The organism is Cedecea davisae (assembly GCF_044095835.1).
Taxonomy (GTDB): Bacteria; Pseudomonadota; Gammaproteobacteria; order Enterobacterales; family Enterobacteriaceae; genus Cedecea; species Cedecea davisae.
Genome location: NZ_CP172054.1, coordinates 4,196,036 through 4,216,253, shown reverse-complemented (window position 1 = coordinate 4,216,253; position 20,218 = coordinate 4,196,036). Strand labels below are relative to the sequence as shown.

Genomic DNA, 20,218 nt, shown 5'->3' with positions numbered 1-20,218 from the left:
TTAAAAGCATAGTTAACTATCTGTAAATAATGCATTTTAACAGGTTCATAAGTTGTTCATTTTGTAATTTCTCCACGCTTGCCGGATAGGCTTTCGATTGATTAAGCTTTTCTCCATTGCAGGCGGGGAATATGCCGCTGCGGGTATATCCGGGAGAAATTAACGTATGAAAATTGCCGCGTTTGATATCGGTGGCACAGCGCTGAAAATGGGCATTATCACCTCTCAGGGCGAGATGCTGGAAAAAGACAAAGAGACAATCAACGACAGCGACGGCGAACAAATCCTGCGGGCCATGCTGAACTGGATTGCCGCACATCCCGAATGTGAAGGGATTGCGATTAGCGCACCGGGCTACGTTAATCCCCACACCGGTTTCATCGAAATGGGCGGTGCCATTCGCCGCTTCGACAACTTCGCCATCAAAGCCTGGCTTGAAGAGCAAACCCAACTTCCTGTTGCCATTGAAAACGACGCCAACTGCGTGCTGCTGGCCGAACGCTGGCAGGGCAAAGCGAGTGAAATGAGCAACTTCCTGGTGCTGACCATAGGCACCGGCATCGGCGGCGCAATCTTCTGTAATAACCAACTGGTTCATGGCGCACGTTTTCGTGCCGGAGAGTTTGGCTACATGCTGACGGAGCGGCCTGGCCCGCGCGATGTTCGCCGCTACACCATGAACGACAACTGCACGCTGCGTACGCTGCGTAAACACTATGCCGACTATGCCGGCCGCCCCCTCGAAGAGGTCAGCGGCGAAGAGATTTTTGACCATTTTGACGCGGGCGACGTGGTCTGCCTGCGCCTGGTAACGGAATTCTTTAACGATCTGGGAACCGGCCTCTATAACCTGGTCAATCTGTTCGACCCGCAAAAAATTCTGCTGGGCGGCGGCATCGTCGAGCGCCCCGGCTTCCTGGCCCTGCTGCGCGAGCATCTCGCCTGGTTCACGATTGACGAATATATCGACACCGTCAGCCACGGCAATGACGCCGGATTAATCGGCGCGGTCTACCATTTTAATCAGCACTATCGGTCGCATCCTGCGATCTCTAATTGAGGGAGAGAATATGTCCGGATTTAAAGAAGGCTTTCTGTGGGGTGGGGCGGTAGCGGCGCATCAGCTGGAAGGCGGCTGGAAAGAAGGCGGGAAGGGAATTAGCGTGGCCGATGTGATGACGGCGGGTGCCCATGGCGTACCGCGAGAAATTACCGACGGCGTGTTGCAGGGTAAAAACTACCCGAACCACGAGGCAATCGACTTCTATCATCGCTACAAAGAAGACATCCAGCTGTTTGCCGAAATGGGCTTCAAATGCTTCCGTACCTCGATTGCCTGGACGCGTATTTTCCCGCTGGGCGACGAGCAGGAGCCAAACGAAGCTGGCCTGAAATTCTATGATGACCTGTTTGACGAGTGCCTGAAGCACGGCATCGAACCGGTTATTACCCTGTCGCATTTCGAAATGCCTTATCACCTGGTGACCGAGTACGGCGGCTGGCGTAACCGCAAGCTTATCGACTTTTTCGTGCGCTTCTCCAAAGTGGTCTTCACCCGCTATCAGCACAAAGTGAAGTACTGGATGACCTTTAACGAGATCAACAACCAGGCCAACTTCCACGAAGACTTCGCGCCGTTCACCAACTCCGGCCTTAAATATCAGCCGGGCGAAGATCGCGAGCCGGTGATGTATCAGGCCTCCCATTATGAACTGGTTGCCAGCGCGCTGGCCGTACGCGCCGCCCGCGAAATCAACCCTGAGCTGCAGGTCGGCTGCATGATTGCCATGTGCCCAATCTATCCGCTGACCTGCGCACCGGGCGATATGATGATGGCGATGAACGCCATGCACCGCCGCTACTGGTTCACCGACGTGCATGTTCGCGGTAAATATCCGCAGCACCTGCTGAACTACTTCGAGCGCCGTGGCTTTGAGCTGGATATCACCAGCGAAGATCTGGCTGCTCTGGCCGAAGGCTGCGTGGATTACATCGGGTTCAGCTATTACATGTCGTTTGCTACCAAAGCGAGCGCCGATAACCCGCAGTTCGATTACGACGAAAGCAAAAGCCTGGTCTCCAACCCTTACGTGCAGAAATCTGACTGGGGCTGGCAGATTGACCCGGTTGGCCTGCGCTATTCGCTGAACTGGTTCTGGGATCACTACCAGCTGCCGCTGTTTATTGTTGAAAATGGCTTCGGCGCGATTGATGTGGCTCAGGAAGACGGCTACGTGGATGACCAGTACCGCATCGATTACCTGTCTGCCCACGTTGCCGAAATGAAGAAAGCGGTAGTTGAAGATGGCGTTGACCTGATGGGCTACACCCCGTGGGGCTGCATCGATCTGGTTTCCGCCGGGACGGGCGAGATGAAAAAACGCTACGGCTTTATCTATGTTGATAAAGACAACGAAGGCAACGGCAGCCTGAGCCGCAGCCGCAAGAAATCCTTCAAATGGTATCAGGACGTTATCGCGACTAACGGCGAAAAACTCTGATAGCGCTTTGTTAGCCCCCTCCAAACGCTGATTGCCGGTCAATCAGCGTTTTTTATTGCCAGCTGGTTCAGTAAATCAGGCGAAAGCGTGGCGCTTCGATATCCCGGCAGCATCTGGCTCATGCATGCAATCTTCATCTTCTCCTTATTACAGCCGCCACGGCTAGTTATTTAACTTATGATGGAATGAATATCTGTTATTTCCAGTGCGGTGAATTTCTTTATGTATATTTAATTTTTTAATTAAAAAAACATGAATGGTGCGATATTGACGAAGCTATGTACCTCTGATGTACTACGACGGTATTTTATTCAGTTCGTTGGTGATTGATTCACCTGAAGACAATAAGCTGAACTTAACTCTGGAAATAATCATGAAAAAAATAATACGGCTTTTGCTGGCGACTGCCGGTTTGCTTTTTGCTATGGTGGGACAGGCTGAATCAGTAAAAAGTGTCAATGCTGAACACCGTATTCCGGCAGTGAAGTTAATTAATACGGCAGATAATCACTCCGCCTTTGTTAAGGGCTCCATTCCCTCTCTGGCAAAGCTCTCCTCCGAGGATCTCTATTTCAGCAACACCTTTGAAGAGTGGCAAAAAGGCGTTCATCCGGCACCGAAAAAACAGTATGTGGTGACCCTGAAGGGCAAGCTGAAGTTTAAGGTCAGCGATGGCTCCACCTTCATTATCGAGCCTGGAACGGTACTGCTTGCGGCGGACACAGCAGGAGAAGGCCACAGCTGGGATATTGTTGACGGTAAGGAGTGGGTGCGTGTCTACATCCCGGTAGGTGAAGACGACCACTTCATTGCCGATAAATAATCATCAATGATTTTTTAATTTAATTAAAACCCCGTTAACCACAAAAAGGTGCGGGGCTGCTATCCCTAAATATAGTAGTTTTATTCCTTTCTGATTATATAAATTACGCCTGCGTTAGCCGTAATGTTTTTGTCATTATTTTGCTATTGTTAAAAATTCATAAATAGCGCTAAAGAATTCATTTTCGTTGCCGATGTTTTTTTTGATAATTTTAAAACTATAGTCGCAACCGTTGATGTGATTTCTACCGATTACCTCCTCTTCTTGCCTGCGATATAACCATAAAAGCTCAGAGGGATTTATGAACAAACTGAAAAATATGCGACTCAGCACCATGCTGGGTGCCGGCTTTGCGCTGGTCATCGCCATTGGATTTTTTGTCGCATTATTTGCCAGAATGCAGTTGGTTTCAGTCGGAAATAATCTTAATTACGCCGCGAATGTTCGCCTGGTGAATTTACTGACTATCGTAAAAATTAAAGACAACATTACCGATAACGCCCACGATATTCGCGATATGGCGCTGTACACCACGCTGCCGCATACCGAAGAAGAGAGCCGGGAATACATCCAAAAAACCAACCTGGTGCTCGAAAAGCGCATCGCCGATAACAACGTCCTGTTACAGCAGCTGGATAAGGCGCTGAAGCTCAAGCGTTCCCGCGAGTTGTTCGACAATCTGAATAACGTTCGCCCCGCCTATTCACAGGCGCTGCGCAAAGTGATGGGAGTGAGCGCTGCCGGGCAGTACGACACTGCCCGTGCGCTGGTGATTAATGAAGTTATCGGCCCTCAGGCTCGGGTGCTGGATGCGCTTAGCGACATGATTTCCGATCACTCCGGTTCTACGGTTAGTATGTCCCGTCATTATGTTGAAGAAGCTCATTATGCCGGTAACCTTTTGCTTATTATTACTATTATCAGTGCCCTGATTGGCGCGCTGATAGCCTGGGGAATTAGCCGCGCGGTTAAAGGGCAGCTTGGCGGTGAGCCAACTTATGCCGCTTTAGTTGCTAAACAAGTTTCTGAAGGGCAGCTCAATACTGGCGTCGAGCTGAAGGCTGGCGATACCCGCAGCCTGCTTGCCGCGATGGATGCGATGCGCACCCGCCTGCTGGGTGTTGTCCGCGAGGTACGCGACAGCAGCCACTCCATTTCAATCGGCGCCAGTGAGATTGCTGCCGGCAGTACCGACCTGAGTCAGCGCACCGAGGAGCAGGCCGCCAGCCTGCAAGAAACCGCGGCCTCAATGGAGCAAATGAGCCAGACCATTCAGCAGAACGCCGAGACGGTTCGGGCGGCTACTCGCCTGGCAAACTCCGCCAGCGAGACCGCGACCAAAAGCGGCAACGCGGTGAATAACCTTGTGTTGACCATGCAGGAAATTAGCAACAGCTCGCAGAAGATTGGCGATATCATCAGCGTTATCGACGGTATTGCTTTCCAGACCAATATCCTGGCGCTGAATGCCGCGGTTGAAGCGGCCCGTGCCGGCGAGTCCGGGCGTGGCTTTGCGGTCGTAGCCGGAGAGGTTCGTTCCCTGGCACAGCGATCTGCTTCAGCGGCTAACGAAATTAAGGCACTGATTGAGGACAGCATGCGTACGGTGACAAAAGGATCGGATATGGTGAGTTCGGCGGGCGTTACGATCGATGACCTGGTCCAACAGTCTCACCGCGTTGCGGGCCTGATCTCCGAGATAGGCGTGACTACCGAAGAGCAGGGGCAGGGCATTAATCAGATTAACGTGGCGATTACCCAGCTTGATCAGGTGACCCAGCAGAATGCCGCCCTGGTTGAGGAATCTGCCAGCGCCGCAGATAGCCTGAGCGACCAGGCCGCCAAATTAGTGCAGCTAATGAGCATCTTTAATACCGGGCAGTCACTTGCTGCCGCGAACGCTCGCCCGTCTCCTGCTGTACCAAAGGCTATCAAACGCCAGCCCGCAGCGGTGGCAACCGGGTCTGAAAACTGGGAACAGTTCTAAGGGGTTACCGCTCGCTGATTTAAAAAGGAGGCTCGAGTTTTGCTCGAGTCTTTATTTTTGTGTGAAATTTAATCAGTTTGTCGTTGACGTGAAACGGACGTCTGCTTAACTCAATGTGATATTCGTCACGTTATCGAGGGTTCTGGCATGACTCAAACGCGTAACAAATTGCTCCGTTTTAACCCAGCCTCTCCCGACTTCCACGCTAATCTCTACGCAGTGTACAGCAATATGCGTGGCGAGCAGCCGCTGGTTCGCCTCGGCAGGACGTGGATACTTACGCGTTATCATGACATTGCTAACGTTTTAAAGAATCGATCTTTTATTAGCTCAGGCATTCCGGAACAACTGCATAACGAACTGGATCGTCTGGGTTTTGAGTTTTCTCCCGCCTTGCGCGCTTTTCTCTTCGGGATTGTACTTTTTGAGGATGGCGAACGACATGCCTCTCACCGTTTGGCGCTGCAGGCATTATTCAAGGGTGAAGCCTGGAATGAAGTGAGTGAGATGGTTACCCGGCAGGCTCAAAGGCTGGCAACTCACGCCGCCGCTGGGCGGCATTTTGATGGCATCCGCGATTTTGCTGCACCGCTCTGGAGGCAGGTATTTACCCGTTGGCTTAATCTACCGCCGGAGCTGCAGGAGATTGTTGAGCGGGAAAAGACCTCGATTCGTTTATTGCTCGATCCCAGCGCAATTGATGACGCTGGACTAAAACAGCTTATGCAGGCGATGAGCCAACTGGATAAAGGTTTTAATCAGCTGCTGGAGGCCCATTTAGCGGGTTATGACTCGTTGTTTTTCCGCTCGCTGGTGAAAGGCTATGATGGCGACCTGGCAACGTTGCAACAGAGATTCAGTACGGACTGTATCACTATGCTGATAGGTGGCAGTGAAACCAGCGAGGCATTGACGGGAAACCTGCTATTGATGCTGGCGCAGCGCACTGAGCTACAGAAAGGGGTGCAAAATGGCTCGCTACGAATGCGCGACATTGTGACCGAAACAATGCGCTTTGAATCTCCGCTGCAAATGGTGCGCCGCAAAGTTCAGTCTCCGACAGAGCTCCACGGCAGAGAATTACGGTCGGGCGATAATTTACTGTTGTGCCTGGGCTCAGCTAACCGCGATGAGTCCGTTTTTGAAGATGCTGCCAGTTTCACCCCTGGCAGGAAAAACGCTCAGCGTCAGCTAGGATTTGGCATCGGTATGCATCAGTGCATAGGCCAACTCCTGGCGCAGTTTCAGGCCGAACAAATGGCCACGGCATTGTTTACTCAGGGCAGATTGGCGCAGTCAGGTGAGGCCACCTGGTCGCAGCGGAGTCTTATCCTTCGTTCTCTCGACGTGCTTCCCCTGCATTTTGTTAACGGCGCTTGTGAATGATTCAGTTTCTAACCTAAAAAGTACGCATTGCCTATTTCTGGTCAGTCACAGATTTATGTATTAACTTCCTGGTGGATATTGATAAAAATAGGCTTGTGGGTTATCGTTATTTTTAATATTAGACTAATTTTATAGATTCTGTGAATATGAAAAGTGAATTATTTAAGTTTACTGAAGAAAATAATAATGGATATGCATTTAGATGGACCCGCAAACATCATGAGTATTGCGCAGATAATCATATTTTCCTGGGGCATAAAGGTAAGAAGGTTTATAAAGAGAAGAGTTTATTACGCCTCGCTAAAGGTGATAAAGTTAAAATCGACGATAATGTCATAGCCGAAGAATATTCAACAATGCCGGTGCGGAATTTTTCCAGCGTGGGCGCATTTTCATTCCCAACTTGCCATTTTTCAGGAAACGTTGTTATCGGTAGATTTTGTAGCATTGCCTCACATGTGAAGATAATGGGAGGGAATCATCCAATGGATAGATTTACCACGCATATGCTGACCTACAACGGGGACTTTGATCGGTATGCAAGGACTGAATTTAATAGCGAGTGGATATTAAAACCGTTTGATACTACTCAAAAAAATCCGGTTATAGGTAACGATGTCTGGATTGGCAACGACGTGGTTTTGAAAGGCGGAATTACGATTGGAGATGGGGCTGTTATTGCGGCAAACTCGGTGGTGACAAAAGACGTACCTCCTTATGCGGTAGTGGGTGGCATCCCTGCCAGGGTTATTAAATATCGATTCAATACTGATGTCGTTAAAGAATTATTATCAATAAAATGGTGGGAGTATAACTACCCGGATCTCCCGGATAATAATAAGTGTGATGATATTGATTATTTTATAAAAGAAATGAACGACCGGATTGCTGACGGAAGTTTAAAGAAGAGGCATTATAAATCTTTTGATCTTTCTAAAGATTTTAGATCTCTGTGATAGTTGGTTGCATTTTTTGACAGGGGAGGGGTTCTGCATGGGAGATTTGAAATCTTAATTTTTTAATCTGGCTGAAAATAAATATTAAAGCACTTGGCTTATATAATTTAATAAAATTATGATGATAACTTATAAAAACATCATCGCACGCTTGTAAAGGTTCGTTTTTTACTCAGCTGTAAAGGTGTTGAAGAATGGGCTTTGGCTCTTATCGGTTGGTTGTGGCGTCTATCAGGATTTTATAGGGGTCTAAACGTGACTGACCCTGAAAAAATGAATCAGGATTAGTGATATCTTTAATCTTGCGAACTATAGTCTTATTGATTAAGTGGTTAATTTTAAGGATAAAAATATGCCAGAGGTAATTGATAAAGCATTAGACTTCATTGGTGGTATGAATACATCCGCATCTGCACCACATCCGATGGACGAAAGTACAGCGAAGGAAATGCTCAAGTATTTGAAGCAGTTAGGAGTGCCGGCCAGCGCAGCTGAAATTACAGCGCGAGGCACTCAGGAAGGCTGGAACGCCGAGTTCACGAAAAAACTGGCCAGTTGGGCCGATAAAATTGAGGCTGGCGATCGTGTTATCGCCAAACACCCGGAATACTTTTCTTCTTATATGAAAGAAGAACTCCGCGCGCTGGTATGAGTTAAGTATCAGCTCTCCTGAAAAACTAAGGGCCGACGATATCGTCAGCCCTTTTTGTTTGTTGCTCTTGCTGGCATAATTCCAGGCTTGCCTCAGTCCATTAGCGATGCAGGCGTAGCGTACTGGCAAGAGACGATATTGCCGCTATGGCGCAGGCCATCCCAAACACATATACGGCAAATTGAACGCCCGCGTCCCCCGTTAAGCCATTCAACAACGCAATGATCATCGCAACCAGCGCGGCACCAATAGATTGCCCTGCCGTTCTGGCCGTTGACAGTACTCCGGAGGCCGTTACCGTCCGATTTGCTGCGACATTTAAAAACATTTCTTTGTTGTTTGGCGGCAGGAACAGACCATAGCCAATCCCGCAAACCGCCACGCGCCACAGAAAATCATTCACCGTCGCAGCATCCGGCAATAGCGTCAGTGAGCCCAGGCCGAGGCTAAATATCACCACGCCAACGGTGGATATCTGGGTCGGATTGAAACGGTTCGACAACTTCCCTGCAAGCGGCGCGCAGAACGCCACAGCTAGCGGCCATGGGGTAAAGATGAATGCTGATTCCAGCACAGAGTAGTGATAAGTGTGCTGTAGCACAAAGGGTAACCCCACCAGCGCCATCCCCTGTGCAACGAACATAGAGACAGAAGAGAGCACCGCGAAGGTATATTGCCTGGAACGAAATATATCCAGCGGCAACAGAGGGTTATTCGAACTCATCTGGGCTTTTATAAAGAAGGCGAAGAGCACCACAGACGCAACGCCGCAAAATAGTAGAGTACGACTTTCCCAGCGCCCGATTTGATCGACGGCAATAACCATCAGACCTAATGCAGCAGCGGAACAAATCGCCCCTCCCCAGTCGAATCCCTTCTCTTTTTCGGTATCCATACCCAATGAGATCAGCGAAAAGACAATGGCCAGCCCTCCCAGCGGAATGTTGATATAAAACAGCCAGGGCCAGGACAGGTAAGAAATTATCAGGCCGCCCAGCGCAGGGCCTATGGCCGTGCCTACCGCAAATGCCAGCGCATTCAGTCCAAATATCGTCCCCAGCGCGGCGGGGGGAAAGATAACCCGGTAAAGCCCCAGCCCAACGCTTATCATGACCGCATAGCTCACCCCCTGAAGTACCCTCATGAAAACCAGTACGCCAAAGGTCGGAGAGAGGCTACAGCCCAGAGAAGACAGCGTAAACAGCACCATCCCTATCGTGTAAAAGCGCCGCTCCCCTATCCTGGTGCCGAGCGAAGCACAAATCAGCATTGTTGCTGCGCTCGCCACCTGATAGCCGTTGGTCACCCAGATACTGGAGGCCGAATCTACCTGTAATGCATTAGCAATGGAGGGTAAGGCGATATTGACAATAGAGCTGTCCAGCGCTGCCATCAAAACGCCTATCAAGATGGCCGCCGCTGCCAGATAGCGCCTCGGCGTTTCAAAGCCTTGTTCTAAGGTGTGACTACTGCTTACCAACGACATATCCTCAGGTCCTTTATTGGGATGAAATTATGCGCAAAGACTTTCGCTCTCAACGCCCGCGCCTTCGAGATAAGCCAGCATGCCCAGCATCAGCACCTCTTCAGGCCGTGCTATCACAGGAGAACGCGGTGCTTTCCAGTCCTGTTTGCTCCCGTTGATACGAATACTTCTCAGGAAACAGTAGGTTGTGAGAACATAAAATCGATTACGCATATCTTCGCCCATCAGCGGCAGCAGGCCGGATATGCCTCCTATTTCCGGGATTTCATTCAGGATATTGCCGTAGTCTTGTTTCGCCAGAACGAACATAAGCGCGTCTGACATCGGTACGATTTTTACCGAGTCTTCAACTTCGGCTGCCAGTTCATGCCAAAACGAAAAGGCAAACCGGGAGAATCCAAAAAGCGGATCGAGGCCTCGTACAGAAAAATCGGGATCAATGAAGCTGGTCTGGGATCGCTCCTCGTTATAGAGCACGTTGCCAAAATGGAAATTGAAGTGAGCTTTTTCCACCGAACGGAATTGCTCGCTACGGGCCATATCCAGCGATTTTTCAAAGACCTCCCTGGCCGTGATGCCGAAGCGAGCGCCGTTAAGCAAAACCGGTTTATCAAACAGTTCGTGGGCAAAACGCGTGCCTTCCCATTCCTCCAGCAATCTGGCTGGCATATCGTTCGCCAGCGGACACTGGCTGCTTATCTCCAGGCTGACTGCTTTTTGGATGTTTTCCAGCGCATGCAGGATAATTTCTCTTCTCTCACCCAGAGACCGCCGTTCATCAAACACAATGCTGGAGAGCGGAAGGGCGTCTTTCTTTTCAAGAACGTAGAACTGCCGACCGGCGGCCAGGCCATCGTGCAGAACCGGAACCATCAGCTCCGGGTAGATTTCGTGTAAGGTGCGTATCTGCTCGACCTCAGCCTTCAGCTTTGCATTAAACGCTGCCGACGTGGCCGTCTTCACGACAAAGCCAGAACTCAAAAAATCAACGGTATGTGAACGGGTCATTTTTCAATCCCCGGGAAAGTGGCAACGGGCTGTCCCAGCGCGATATTGCGCGCTACGGAACGGACAACAGCGGTGTAACCCACCGTATTATTAACAAACGACTGGATGATAACTTCGCTGAGATTCTGGTTTGCCAGATACGCCGGACGAAGGATCAACAAATGGTTAGTGTCCGAGAGAATGGTTGAGCAGCGCTGTTCGTAAGCATAAGCACGCCCGCCTAACGGCGTCCGTGAGGCCTGGACAATATAAGGATGTGCTTTGTTCACCCGCTCAATTGCCGCCTCAATAAGATTGGTGCTTAACGCGCCATTATCTTTAACGATAAAGCGATTTATCTGATAACCCGGGGCATGAACCGGTGCACGTAACGATACGGTATTCACCAGTGATGCCCAGGGCATTACTTTTTTCTGGCTCATGGCAATTTGGGAAAAGCTGGGACGGAGATTGTCGCGGGCGTCCTGCATTCGCCCTTCAAACGAGCGTGTGCCCAGCACGCCATTGGGGGTGTCGGGATGCACAATATCGGTTTCAACCGCCACAATATGTGAAGCGTTACAATTAATAGCGCTCAGCGCGTCGCTTAAGACTCGCAATGAAACATGCATACCATTCGTCTGGCAGGAGCCCAGGCAGAACATGCCAGAGTTAACGACCTGGCGCTGTATCGTACTGATATTGTCTTCAGTCAGGCTGCCCAGACAGCCGTAAATGGCAGGCAGGCTATCGGCCTCCGCAACGCCCAGGACTACGTCTGCCAGCTCTAACATATTGCGTGCTACAGGGCTGTTGAGATCCATATCCTGCTTGCTGGTCGCTATAAAACCAATATCGAATCGTCCCTCGACTGGTGGGCACTCTTTGGCTAAATCGCCAAAGAAAAAGCCAATTTCACGACCATTAATTTGCAGGGCGTTGCTGCTGATAATGTTGATCCGGGATTGTATGCCGGGCTGAGCCATCGCCAGACGTGCAACAATGCCGTCTATTGGGCGGAGTTCAGGATAGTGTTTATCTACAGCAGGGGGATTCGTCACGACCATCTGGATCGCGAAACCATCCTGCTGCGGATCATTCTGAATCAACAGGTTTGCGCCAATCTCTGCACCACAGCCTACCAGTATTGCCTTTTTCACTTTAATTACCTCTAATGATATGAATTATTTGGTTTTTTATAATTCTTAATCTAAGGAAAGCATTTTCAGGAAGTCAGTAACGGGCATAGCATCCAGCTTCGTGCCTGAAGTCAGGATGTCGGCCAGGCTCTGTGCCCTGTCTCGTAGCGGGCTATCGGAAAGATTCAGATGGAATTTCGTCAGAAGTGCGTCGAAACATTCTTCACGGCGGCTAACATGACCGAGCGGATACTCGATGAGTGCCGAGATCTCCTCCGCCATCCCATGAGACTTTATGTAGAGTGCGTTAGGGATTGCGCGCTTTTCCGGGTCGTAGTAGCTCTCGGTAAATGAAGGACGTTCAGTACAGGTAATTTTCTGGCGTAGTGCTTCCAGTTGGGGATTAGAGGCGAGAGGTTCGTGAAAATCTTTAATGGTCAGATTTCCGGTTTGAAGCCCTACTGCAATCATGTACTGAAGGCAGTGATCGCGATCCGCAGAGTTAGTCAGCACGCCAGACTTATCAATGATTTGAATCGCAGGTCGCGTCGTTTCTACGCGCACATATTCAATGCTTTCAGGGGAGAACCCATCAGATAGCATCCGCTCACGAAGGCAAATAGCCGCCTCCACTGCCGTTTGAGCATGATATTCAGCCGGGTTGGGGACTTTAAACAGGATGTTCCTGATGACAAAGTCAGACAGGTTACGCGTCAGGTTGAGCGGCTGGCCTCTGAGCACGGCATCATCAAACCCCCAGCGACTGGCCGTGAGCGCCGTTGGGTATCCCATCTCACCGGTTTGTGCAAAAAGAGCCAGCTGCAGACCGCGTGCCGTTGCGTCACCGGCGGCCCATGATTTACGTGTTCCCGCATTTGGTGCATGTCGGTAGGTTCTGAGAGAATGGCCATCGATAATGGCATTGGACAGCGCGCTGAGCGCCTGGTCTTTTGATAATCCCAGAATTTGGGCGGCAGCGATGGCAGAGGCCACTTTAACCAGCACGACGTGGTCAATGCCCAGAGCATTAAAGCAGTTCGACAGGCATAGCACGCCATGAATTTCATAAGCGCGAATCATCGTGTTCAAGACGGTTGACATACTGACAGCTGACTGAGTGCTATCGGAGAGGCTACGCCATGCCGCAGCCGCCAGAATCGCCCCCAGGTTATCGGATGGATGCCCCCATTCTTGCGCAAGCCATGTATCGTTGAACTCAAGCCAGCGGATCATCGAACCCATCTGAAAAGCTGCTTCAATGGGGCCTAAACGTAGTGGGGTGCCTACTACAGGTACACCCTCGCTGTTTTTACTGAATTGCACACTGCGCATGAGCCTGGAGCAATCGTCGTCAGTAGAGGCAGCGATCGCACAGCCTATCGAATCCAGCAGGCAAAAACGTGCCAGGTGGAGTGTCTCATTGTCAAAGGTTGCTTGCTGATAAGCATAGTCAACCAGCTCGATCATTATTTTATCAAACTCAGCGTGCGCCATGTTTTATCCCATAAACGAAAAGAAGTTTTCACCAATACAAGTAATGAAGGCCCGGGAAGGTATACATTTGCATATAGTTAAATAACCAATTGATTTTTAAGATAATGAACGAGCCCTGCCGATAAAATCGTAATGGGCATCAGAATGAAAAACCAGCGAATAAAATCGAGGTACTCATCGAAAAGATTGATACCTGTGCCATATCAGGCGAGCACGACGGGTTAGAATGAAGCATAAAGGAGGAAGGGTTGTTACTGAGGAGGGTCTGGAGGATGCCTTGCAGCCATTAGCCTGGCTTATGTTAATAGTCATAAACAGAGTGACAAATGGTTTTTAACAAATTATAAATATTGTTGAAACATTGAACTAACTTTTAGCATGAGGTCTCAAATGAAGCTAAGTGAACTTCTTGCGTTCGTGACAGTCGTGGAGACAGGGAACATAACCCAAGCCGCAGAGCGCCTGAATCGAGTGCAATCCAGTATTTCCCATCGAATACGAAGCCTGGAAGATAACCTTGATGTAATCTTGTTTGATAGAAAAAATGATGGATGCTCACCCACAGCGCAAGGCCAGATACTTTATGATTACGCACTTAAAATTCTGAATCTTGCGGATGATTGCAAAAACAATATTTCCTACTCTAAAACTAATCAGATAACCATCAGGGTGGGAATAATTGAATGCTTACCCCCTTATATTATTAGTTCGTTGATTGATTTAGGGCAGGATCTGGGCTGGAATATCGATATATCCATCGGGAATACAATCAGCTTGCTGAGCGCCTTTGATAAAAATGAGTTTGATGCAGTCATCATTGGCGCTGGATTTTCCAGCGCACAACATACACGTTCCATATTACTTTCCAGCGAGCTGGTGATTATTACTGAGAAAAATCGCCCTTCTATTACCGATATATCCAGCCTGGATGGTGAGGTTTTTTTACTCAGCAGTAAAAAATGTGCAACCTCAACCCGCAATTTCAATGTGCTCTTCAGCGAAGGCAATATCACACCCAAACGTGTAGTGGAGTGTGGTTCCTACCCTGTGCTGTTTTCAAGTATTGCCGCCGGTAAAGGCGTCTCGCTGGTGTTACGTTGTTCGATCAGTAGCGAAGTAAAGAGCAAGATAGAAATCCATCCGCTATCCGGTCAGTTCAATGATTTCAACATCGAACTGGTATACCGCCCGGATTGCCCCTATCTGGATTGTGCAAAGTTTGCCGGTATGATGACTTCCGTCTTCCAGGATCCGCGCCTGCGCGACATCGGCTATTAACAGACTTTCCTTACTGCACACGTAATGCCTTTATCAGGATAAAAAAGACATAAACCATTCAAGCACGATCGGTAAAGTGGCTAACAGGAATATATTTCCGTTCACGGAAGAGACTGGCAAAAGGCTTAAGGTTTCTTGCTGATTAAGACATAAAGAGAGTGGAAGAGTAATCCCTTACCGTATGCTCTCCTGGCTTATGAGTGGGAACCATCCCGAAAACTAAACGAGATGATTCCCCTATAAGGCTACGATTTATTGTTACGAAGACTCACGCAGAGCGACCAGCGTTTTTGCTCTGAACTTCGCCATAATTATTTTCATCATTGGGACTTCAAAATACTTGTATAAAAAAGAAGCACAAGAGATTGTCAGAATGAGCGCTACGACGATAAGCCCGACTCCCTCCATTAAGTTGAACTTCTTTCCTGCGGTTAAATTCAAAAAATAAAAAAGCACTAAAAAATGTATCATATAGAATGCATAAGATATCTCGCCTAACCAAACCGATGTTTTATGGTTTAAAACGGTTTTTTTGTTACCTAAGTCGTCACCGGCAAAGGCGGTAATTAATAAACAAACGGGAATGATAAATACGACACTCATACTGAATTGGTATGGAACATACATGGCTCCAACATACGTTGCGGCAAGTAAGGTAAACGCCGCTGGTTTCGTGAGCATGATTGCTCGCCCATTTATCAGCAAGCGTGCAGCAAACATACCTGCGAGGAATTCAAATATGCGCGCTGGCGGGAAAATATACGAAATCCAAAAGTGATGCTGAGAGATAGGAAATGCTCCCATCATTTTGTTTGGCTCAACCCACAGATAAATAAACATTTGAACCAGGAAGGATGCTACGGTGACGGTAAATAATCCCGCTAAGTCGTATTTTTCAGGTATGGATCTCATCACTTTAAAAAGAAGCGGGAAAGAGAGATAAAACATCGCTTCTATACACAGAGACCAGCTGGGTCTGTTCGCCACGAAAAAGTAGCGAACATCATCAAACCAGGTATTCACCAGCAGAAGGTTTGACGACCACAGCTTGTACTGATAAATACTCACTGCGCCAACAACGAATGCAATCGCCCAGGTCAGGAAATGAGTGGGGTATATCTTAGCAAAGCGCCGCAGGTAAAAATCACCCACGCTATCGCTATCCTTTGCCGACCACACCATTATAAAACCACTTAAGATAAAGAAGTATGAAACCCCTAACCATCCAGCCTTACCCACAATAACTGTATAAACATGCTGGATTGTAGGGTCTGAAAATGGAGCAAGATCGCTTGGCAGCGATGCATGAAATAAAAAAACTAAAAAGGCGGCCCAGAACCTACTTCCGGTAATCGAAGGTAGTTTGGGCCGTACCGTTAATTTCCCTTCCGCCATTGGTTGTCTCACTAATGTTTCATTAACTTCGCCATAAATAGCATCAGAATTTACTTTGTTGGTCATTGAAGAATTCATCACACACCCCATATATGGTATTTTTATATCAATAATTTATTCTGAAATAGAATCATAGTTACAGACAGAAAAATTAATAATGGCAAAGCAATGTAATCCAGGGTTCACATGGATCCTGTTTATTAAAATAATAATGACGGCCAGGGAAATTAGTTTATGGAATGACACATTTTCCTTATTGTTTTTGACTAGTCAGCATCGATGATTTCATATCCTGATTTCTGTTTTTCTATATAGCCAAATCCTTGTGATCCAAAATGCATCCCGCCGACAAGAATCCGGTCAGAACTGACCATCGCAAGGATGCGTGTTCGTGTCTCCGCCGCTGCCTGCGGATCATGATCGAAGGCAATCGATACTTCTGGTTTTAACAATTGGATATGTGGAAAGTGAACAATATCTCCCCAAATCAACAAGCTTCCTTTGCTGCCTTCAACTCTATATCCCATATGGCCCGGGGTATGACCTTTTAATGGGATCGCAAAAATGCCGGGGAAAATCTCACCTTCATCAATTAAGCGGAGATTGTCCTGATACTCTTTAAAGGCACTCCGCGCTAAAAGAAAGTTACCTTTTACGCGATCGGTGACGGCAGCAAAATTTTTATCGTCTTGTATGTAATTAAACTCATCAGAGCTTATGACTAACTCCGCGCGAGGAAATGCAGCTTTTCCCTGTGAATTTATTAGCCCACCAATATGGTCAGGGTGAGTGTGTGTAAGAAGAACGGCATTAATATCCCCTGGCTTTAACCCAAGCTTTGCAAGATTATCAACCAGGGCGCCACCCCAACCTTTAATGCCGCCTGCGCCACTATCGATTAGAATGTTTTTTCCCTTTCTTTGTACTAGGAAAGTATTAATATGAACGGCGTTATGTTCACTTATGCAGGCATTCTCCTGGATTTTTTTGCACTCGGCTTCATCAACATTAGCAAGCAGTCCAAAATCAACCTGGAGGTAGCCATCGCTTAATGCGGTAACAGAGACATCACCAAGATCTTTCAATGGAAGTTGTTCACTCATAATCTATCCTTCAATTTATTGCGTAAATATCATTGGCTTCATAAAGAAAACAGCGAATTCTCGCTACAACGCCGATCTTCTCTTTAATTAATAAATCAACCTGATGCAAAAACTCATTCATCACCGGCCCGGTACGGAAAACCTCTTGCCTGAGTTTTGCCTCTAAGTAAACGGGGGTTCCAAAACTTATGTCGCATGTCACATAGCTGATATGAATGTTATTTTCTTTTGCTTTTAGTATGTCCATGGCCAGGTTTGCTAAAGAGTCAGAGAATTCAGAAAAAGAAACCGCATCCATACGATGGTTTGCGGAGGTATATACGGTAATGCTGGGCATTTGATATTAACTCCTGCGAATGGTTATTTTAAGAATAGTGATTACGTAACCCTTGTTGTGACTAATCGCATTCTTTTTATGACGTCCGGATTCATGACGGTACCCATTTCAGCATCACCCCGACGGAGCCGATCAATTAACTCCATACCCGCTGTAACTTTCCCGAATGCGGTATAATTTTGATCTAAAAATTGCGTTCTGGCGGAAGTAATAAAAAATTGGTGACAGGCACTATGCGGATTTCTCGACCTCGCCATCCCGACGGTACCGCGTTCAAACGGCATGTGATTAAATTCCGCGCTCAGTTTAGGCAATGTTAAGCTATCGAATCTCGTATTGTTTACCGGATCCCCGGTTTGTGCCATAAAACCATCAATAACGCGGGAGAAAGGTACGCCATCATAAAACTTCGACTGCACCAGCATTTTTATACGCGCAACATGATTGGGGGCCAGGTCTGAAAATAACTGGATAGTGGCAGTCCCACTCCCCAGCTCCATTTCTATAATATCTCCCTGAACGTTTAACCATCTTAATGCGGCGGGGGCTGCGACAGCACTGGCACATAAGCCCAGACACCCGCCTATAAATAACCGACGATTCATATCATGACTCCATTCCCACAATCGGGTTCACCACCCATTTACTCATTAATAACGCCCATGCGTACCCTGTTGGTATTGGCGGGCATTAATGCGTATTGGCCTTATCGATAAACGATATGATTTCATCTGTGAGCGCATCTGGTCGCTCAAAATTCGGCAAATGAGAAGCACCGGGTATGATATGCAATTCTGCATTGCGTTTTTTCGCCAGGCGTTGGGCGTAGTCTTGCGGCGTCAGCTTGTCTTCCGCTCCCCGGACGACAACCGCTTTGACGCCGGGGATCTGCATATCTGTCAAATCCGTATCGGCAATCGCTAAAGAGCAGCCCGCGAAAGCTTCGACCGTGGTACGGCGCAGCATCTGCCTGAGACCATCCGCCTCGGGTGAGTCGATAAATGCCTGCGTAACCCAGTTGCTGATAATCCCCCTCTCAAGGTGCTCAAGACCATGCTGGAAGACATCTTCCGCCCTGGCCCGCCACAGGGAAGGAGGGGCGGCATTCACCAGTGAGGTATCGATGATAACCATGCCCTGGACTCGTTTAGGCAGTTTGAATCCAATCCATTGCGCTATCGTGCCGCCTATCGAAACGCCGGCAACATAAAATTTATCGATTTTCAGGTGATCCACTACGGCGATAACATCATCGGCCAGGTCAGACATTGAAAACGGCTGCGCATCAACCGCGCTTAGCCCATGCCCTCGAATATCCAGCCTGACCACACGATAGCGCTCGGTTAATCGTGGAATTTGCAAATCCCACAAATGCAAATCTGTTCCCAAAGAGTGGATAAGTATCAATGTCGTAGCCTCTTCAGGCCCCTCTACATCGACATGCTGAGTTAACTTAAGCGGTCGGATAAACATTTCATACTCCGTATTTTTATTCTTAGTTTTACCCCGGGTTCCACAGAACGTAATGCAGGCTCATTCACCCTGACTTGTTGGTGAAAAAGTGAAACATCTCCATGCCCCAGCCAGTATTATTAGAGTAATTACCGCGCTGGCTCTAATGGATAATTTCGATATCTCTATCGAAATTGTTGATGCATGAAGGAGATAATGGACAGAAACATCCTCTATTGACCGCTTACAATTCAACGGTGTACCTGAAGGCGTTTGAGGAAGTTAACTGTCAGAATGTGCTGTGGCAGGAAAACCAAAATGGGGAAATGTATCTGCTGTTAACGGCGCAGAAGTGCGCAATCCTGGACAGAGCGGTAGTTGGTTTTTTCACGCAGTAGTGAGCTGCGAATGAATACGCTCGATTGCTTTGCATAGGGTTGCCGGGGAAAAGGGGACAGTGACCGCAGAAACAAAAAAAGCCACTCAATAAAGTGGCTTAATTATATGAATTTAAAGCTAAAATTTGGTGGCCCCTGCTGGACTTGAACCAGCGACCAAGCGATTATGAGTCGCCTGCTCTAACCACTGAGCTAAGGGGCCGTGGCGCTGAATTATAATGTAACTGTTAGCTGCAATCCAGCGCTTATATGGCGTCTGCTGTTTTTATAAACAATTGTGAATCAAACCTTTATACTTATCGCTCATTCATAACTTCAGGTACCAGGCATGATCCACGATATTCTGGCTCCGGGGCTGCGTGTGGTGTTCTGCGGCATTAATCCCGGCAAGTCCTCGGCACATACCGGTTTTCATTTTGCCCATCCGGGAAATCGCTTCTGGAAGGTGATTCATCAGGCCGGGTTTACCGAGAAGCTGCTCAAGCCCGAAGAAGAACAGCAGCTGCTGGATACCCGCTGCGGCATTACCATGCTGGTAGAAAGGCCCACGGTGCAGGCCAGCGAGGTGAAGCTCCAGGAACTTCGGGACGGCGGCAGAGCGCTGGTACAGAAGATGCTGGACTACCAGCCGGGCGTGCTGGCTATTCTCGGGAAGCAGGCGTTTGAGCAGGCCTTTAACCAGCGTGGCGCAAAGTGGGGCAGGCAGGATATTACGATTGGTGAGACCGAGGTATGGATTTTGCCGAATCCCAGCGGGTTGAATCGGGCGACGCTGGAGAAGCTGGTCGAGGCCTATAAGGAGCTTGATGAGTCGCTGGCGGCGCGCGGGCGGTAGTTAAATTTA

At 48.4% G+C, this 20,218-nt stretch carries 18 protein-coding genes and 1 tRNA gene; 9 read left to right on the top strand and 10 right to left on the bottom strand.

What is annotated here, in order from left to right:
* Nucleotides 1–166: 166 nt before the first annotated feature.
* From bglK to ACG1VR_RS20070, 7 genes are all read left to right on the top strand, one after another.
* The gene (gene bglK / locus ACG1VR_RS20100; protein WP_395489650.1) at nucleotides 167–1,060 is read left to right on the top strand and encodes a beta-glucoside kinase BglK; all 894 of its coding nucleotides are present in this window, start codon (nucleotides 167–169) and stop codon (nucleotides 1,058–1,060) included.
* Nucleotides 1,061–1,070: 10 nt separating this feature from the next.
* On the top strand, nucleotides 1,071–2,501 hold the full coding sequence (locus tag ACG1VR_RS20095) for a 6-phospho-beta-glucosidase (RefSeq protein ID WP_016534725.1): 1,431 nt from the start codon (nucleotides 1,071–1,073) through the stop codon (nucleotides 2,499–2,501).
* A 373-nt stretch (nucleotides 2,502–2,874) separates the two neighbouring features.
* Nucleotides 2,875–3,324, top strand: a complete 450-nt coding sequence (locus ACG1VR_RS20090) for a hypothetical protein (protein WP_395489648.1) — start codon at nucleotides 2,875–2,877, stop codon at nucleotides 3,322–3,324.
* A 301-nt stretch (nucleotides 3,325–3,625) separates the two neighbouring features.
* Nucleotides 3,626–5,311 (top strand): methyl-accepting chemotaxis protein, encoded by a 1,686-nt coding sequence (locus ACG1VR_RS20085; protein WP_395489647.1) that lies wholly within the window; start codon nucleotides 3,626–3,628, stop codon nucleotides 5,309–5,311.
* 147 nt (nucleotides 5,312–5,458) lie between these two features.
* Nucleotides 5,459–6,697 (top strand): cytochrome P450, encoded by a 1,239-nt coding sequence (locus tag ACG1VR_RS20080; RefSeq protein WP_395489646.1) that lies wholly within the window; start codon nucleotides 5,459–5,461, stop codon nucleotides 6,695–6,697.
* Between the two features lie 146 nt (nucleotides 6,698–6,843).
* Nucleotides 6,844–7,653 (top strand): CatB-related O-acetyltransferase, encoded by an 810-nt coding sequence (locus ACG1VR_RS20075; RefSeq protein ID WP_395489645.1) that lies wholly within the window; start codon nucleotides 6,844–6,846, stop codon nucleotides 7,651–7,653.
* 352 nt (nucleotides 7,654–8,005) lie between these two features.
* A complete protein-coding gene (locus ACG1VR_RS20070; RefSeq protein WP_039897871.1) occupies nucleotides 8,006–8,305 on the top strand; it encodes a DUF1889 family protein in 300 nt (99 codons plus the stop codon).
* A 100-nt stretch (nucleotides 8,306–8,405) separates the two neighbouring features.
* On the opposite strand, the gene ACG1VR_RS20065 is transcribed toward ACG1VR_RS20070, so the two are convergent.
* Genes ACG1VR_RS20065 through ACG1VR_RS20050 form a run of 4 tightly spaced genes read right to left on the bottom strand, consistent with a single transcriptional unit; the run spans nucleotide 8,406 to nucleotide 13,411 of the window.
* Entirely contained in the window at nucleotides 8,406–9,791 is a 1,386-nt protein-coding gene (locus ACG1VR_RS20065) for a DHA2 family efflux MFS transporter permease subunit (RefSeq protein WP_395489644.1), read from the bottom strand.
* A gap of 27 nt (nucleotides 9,792–9,818) precedes the next feature.
* Complete coding sequence (locus tag ACG1VR_RS20060) at nucleotides 9,819–10,799, bottom strand: hypothetical protein (RefSeq protein WP_395489643.1); 981 nt, start codon at nucleotides 10,797–10,799, stop codon at nucleotides 9,819–9,821.
* On the bottom strand, nucleotides 10,796–11,938 hold the full coding sequence (locus tag ACG1VR_RS20055; RefSeq protein WP_395489642.1) for a hypothetical protein: 1,143 nt from the start codon (nucleotides 11,936–11,938) through the stop codon (nucleotides 10,796–10,798). Before ACG1VR_RS20055 ends, ACG1VR_RS20060 begins: the two co-directional genes overlap by 4 nt.
* A gap of 45 nt (nucleotides 11,939–11,983) precedes the next feature.
* Nucleotides 11,984–13,411, bottom strand: coding sequence for a bifunctional 2-methylcitrate dehydratase/aconitate hydratase (locus ACG1VR_RS20050; protein ID WP_395489641.1), 1,428 nt, complete (start codon nucleotides 13,409–13,411; stop codon nucleotides 11,984–11,986).
* A 390-nt stretch (nucleotides 13,412–13,801) separates the two neighbouring features.
* On the opposite strand from ACG1VR_RS20050, the gene ACG1VR_RS20045 reads away from it, so the two are divergent.
* A complete protein-coding gene (locus tag ACG1VR_RS20045; RefSeq protein WP_395489640.1) occupies nucleotides 13,802–14,689 on the top strand; it encodes a LysR family transcriptional regulator in 888 nt (295 codons plus the stop codon).
* 258 nt (nucleotides 14,690–14,947) lie between these two features.
* Here ACG1VR_RS20045 and ACG1VR_RS20040 read toward each other — a convergent pair whose 3' ends face one another.
* The 6 genes from ACG1VR_RS20040 to ACG1VR_RS20015 form a co-directional block, all read right to left on the bottom strand.
* Nucleotides 14,948–16,150, bottom strand: coding sequence for an acyltransferase family protein (locus ACG1VR_RS20040; RefSeq protein WP_395489639.1), 1,203 nt, complete (start codon nucleotides 16,148–16,150; stop codon nucleotides 14,948–14,950).
* A gap of 200 nt (nucleotides 16,151–16,350) precedes the next feature.
* Nucleotides 16,351–17,187, bottom strand: coding sequence for an MBL fold metallo-hydrolase (locus ACG1VR_RS20035; RefSeq protein WP_395489638.1), 837 nt, complete (start codon nucleotides 17,185–17,187; stop codon nucleotides 16,351–16,353).
* A 10-nt stretch (nucleotides 17,188–17,197) separates the two neighbouring features.
* Nucleotides 17,198–17,524: a hypothetical protein gene (locus ACG1VR_RS20030; RefSeq protein WP_395489637.1), complete on the bottom strand. Its 327-nt coding sequence runs from the start codon at nucleotides 17,522–17,524 to the stop codon at nucleotides 17,198–17,200.
* A 41-nt stretch (nucleotides 17,525–17,565) separates the two neighbouring features.
* Nucleotides 17,566–18,129, bottom strand: coding sequence for a peptidylprolyl isomerase (locus ACG1VR_RS20025; protein WP_395489636.1), 564 nt, complete (start codon nucleotides 18,127–18,129; stop codon nucleotides 17,566–17,568).
* 85 nt (nucleotides 18,130–18,214) lie between these two features.
* On the bottom strand, nucleotides 18,215–18,997 hold the full coding sequence (locus tag ACG1VR_RS20020; protein WP_395489635.1) for an alpha/beta fold hydrolase: 783 nt from the start codon (nucleotides 18,995–18,997) through the stop codon (nucleotides 18,215–18,217).
* Nucleotides 18,998–19,500: 503 nt separating this feature from the next.
* A tRNA-Ile gene (locus ACG1VR_RS20015) sits at nucleotides 19,501–19,576 on the bottom strand.
* A 126-nt stretch (nucleotides 19,577–19,702) separates the two neighbouring features.
* On the opposite strand from ACG1VR_RS20015, the gene mug reads away from it, so the two are divergent.
* Complete coding sequence (mug, locus tag ACG1VR_RS20010) at nucleotides 19,703–20,209, top strand: G/U mismatch-specific DNA glycosylase (RefSeq protein ID WP_172568418.1); 507 nt, start codon at nucleotides 19,703–19,705, stop codon at nucleotides 20,207–20,209.
* The last annotated feature ends 9 nt before the right edge of the window (nucleotides 20,210–20,218 follow it).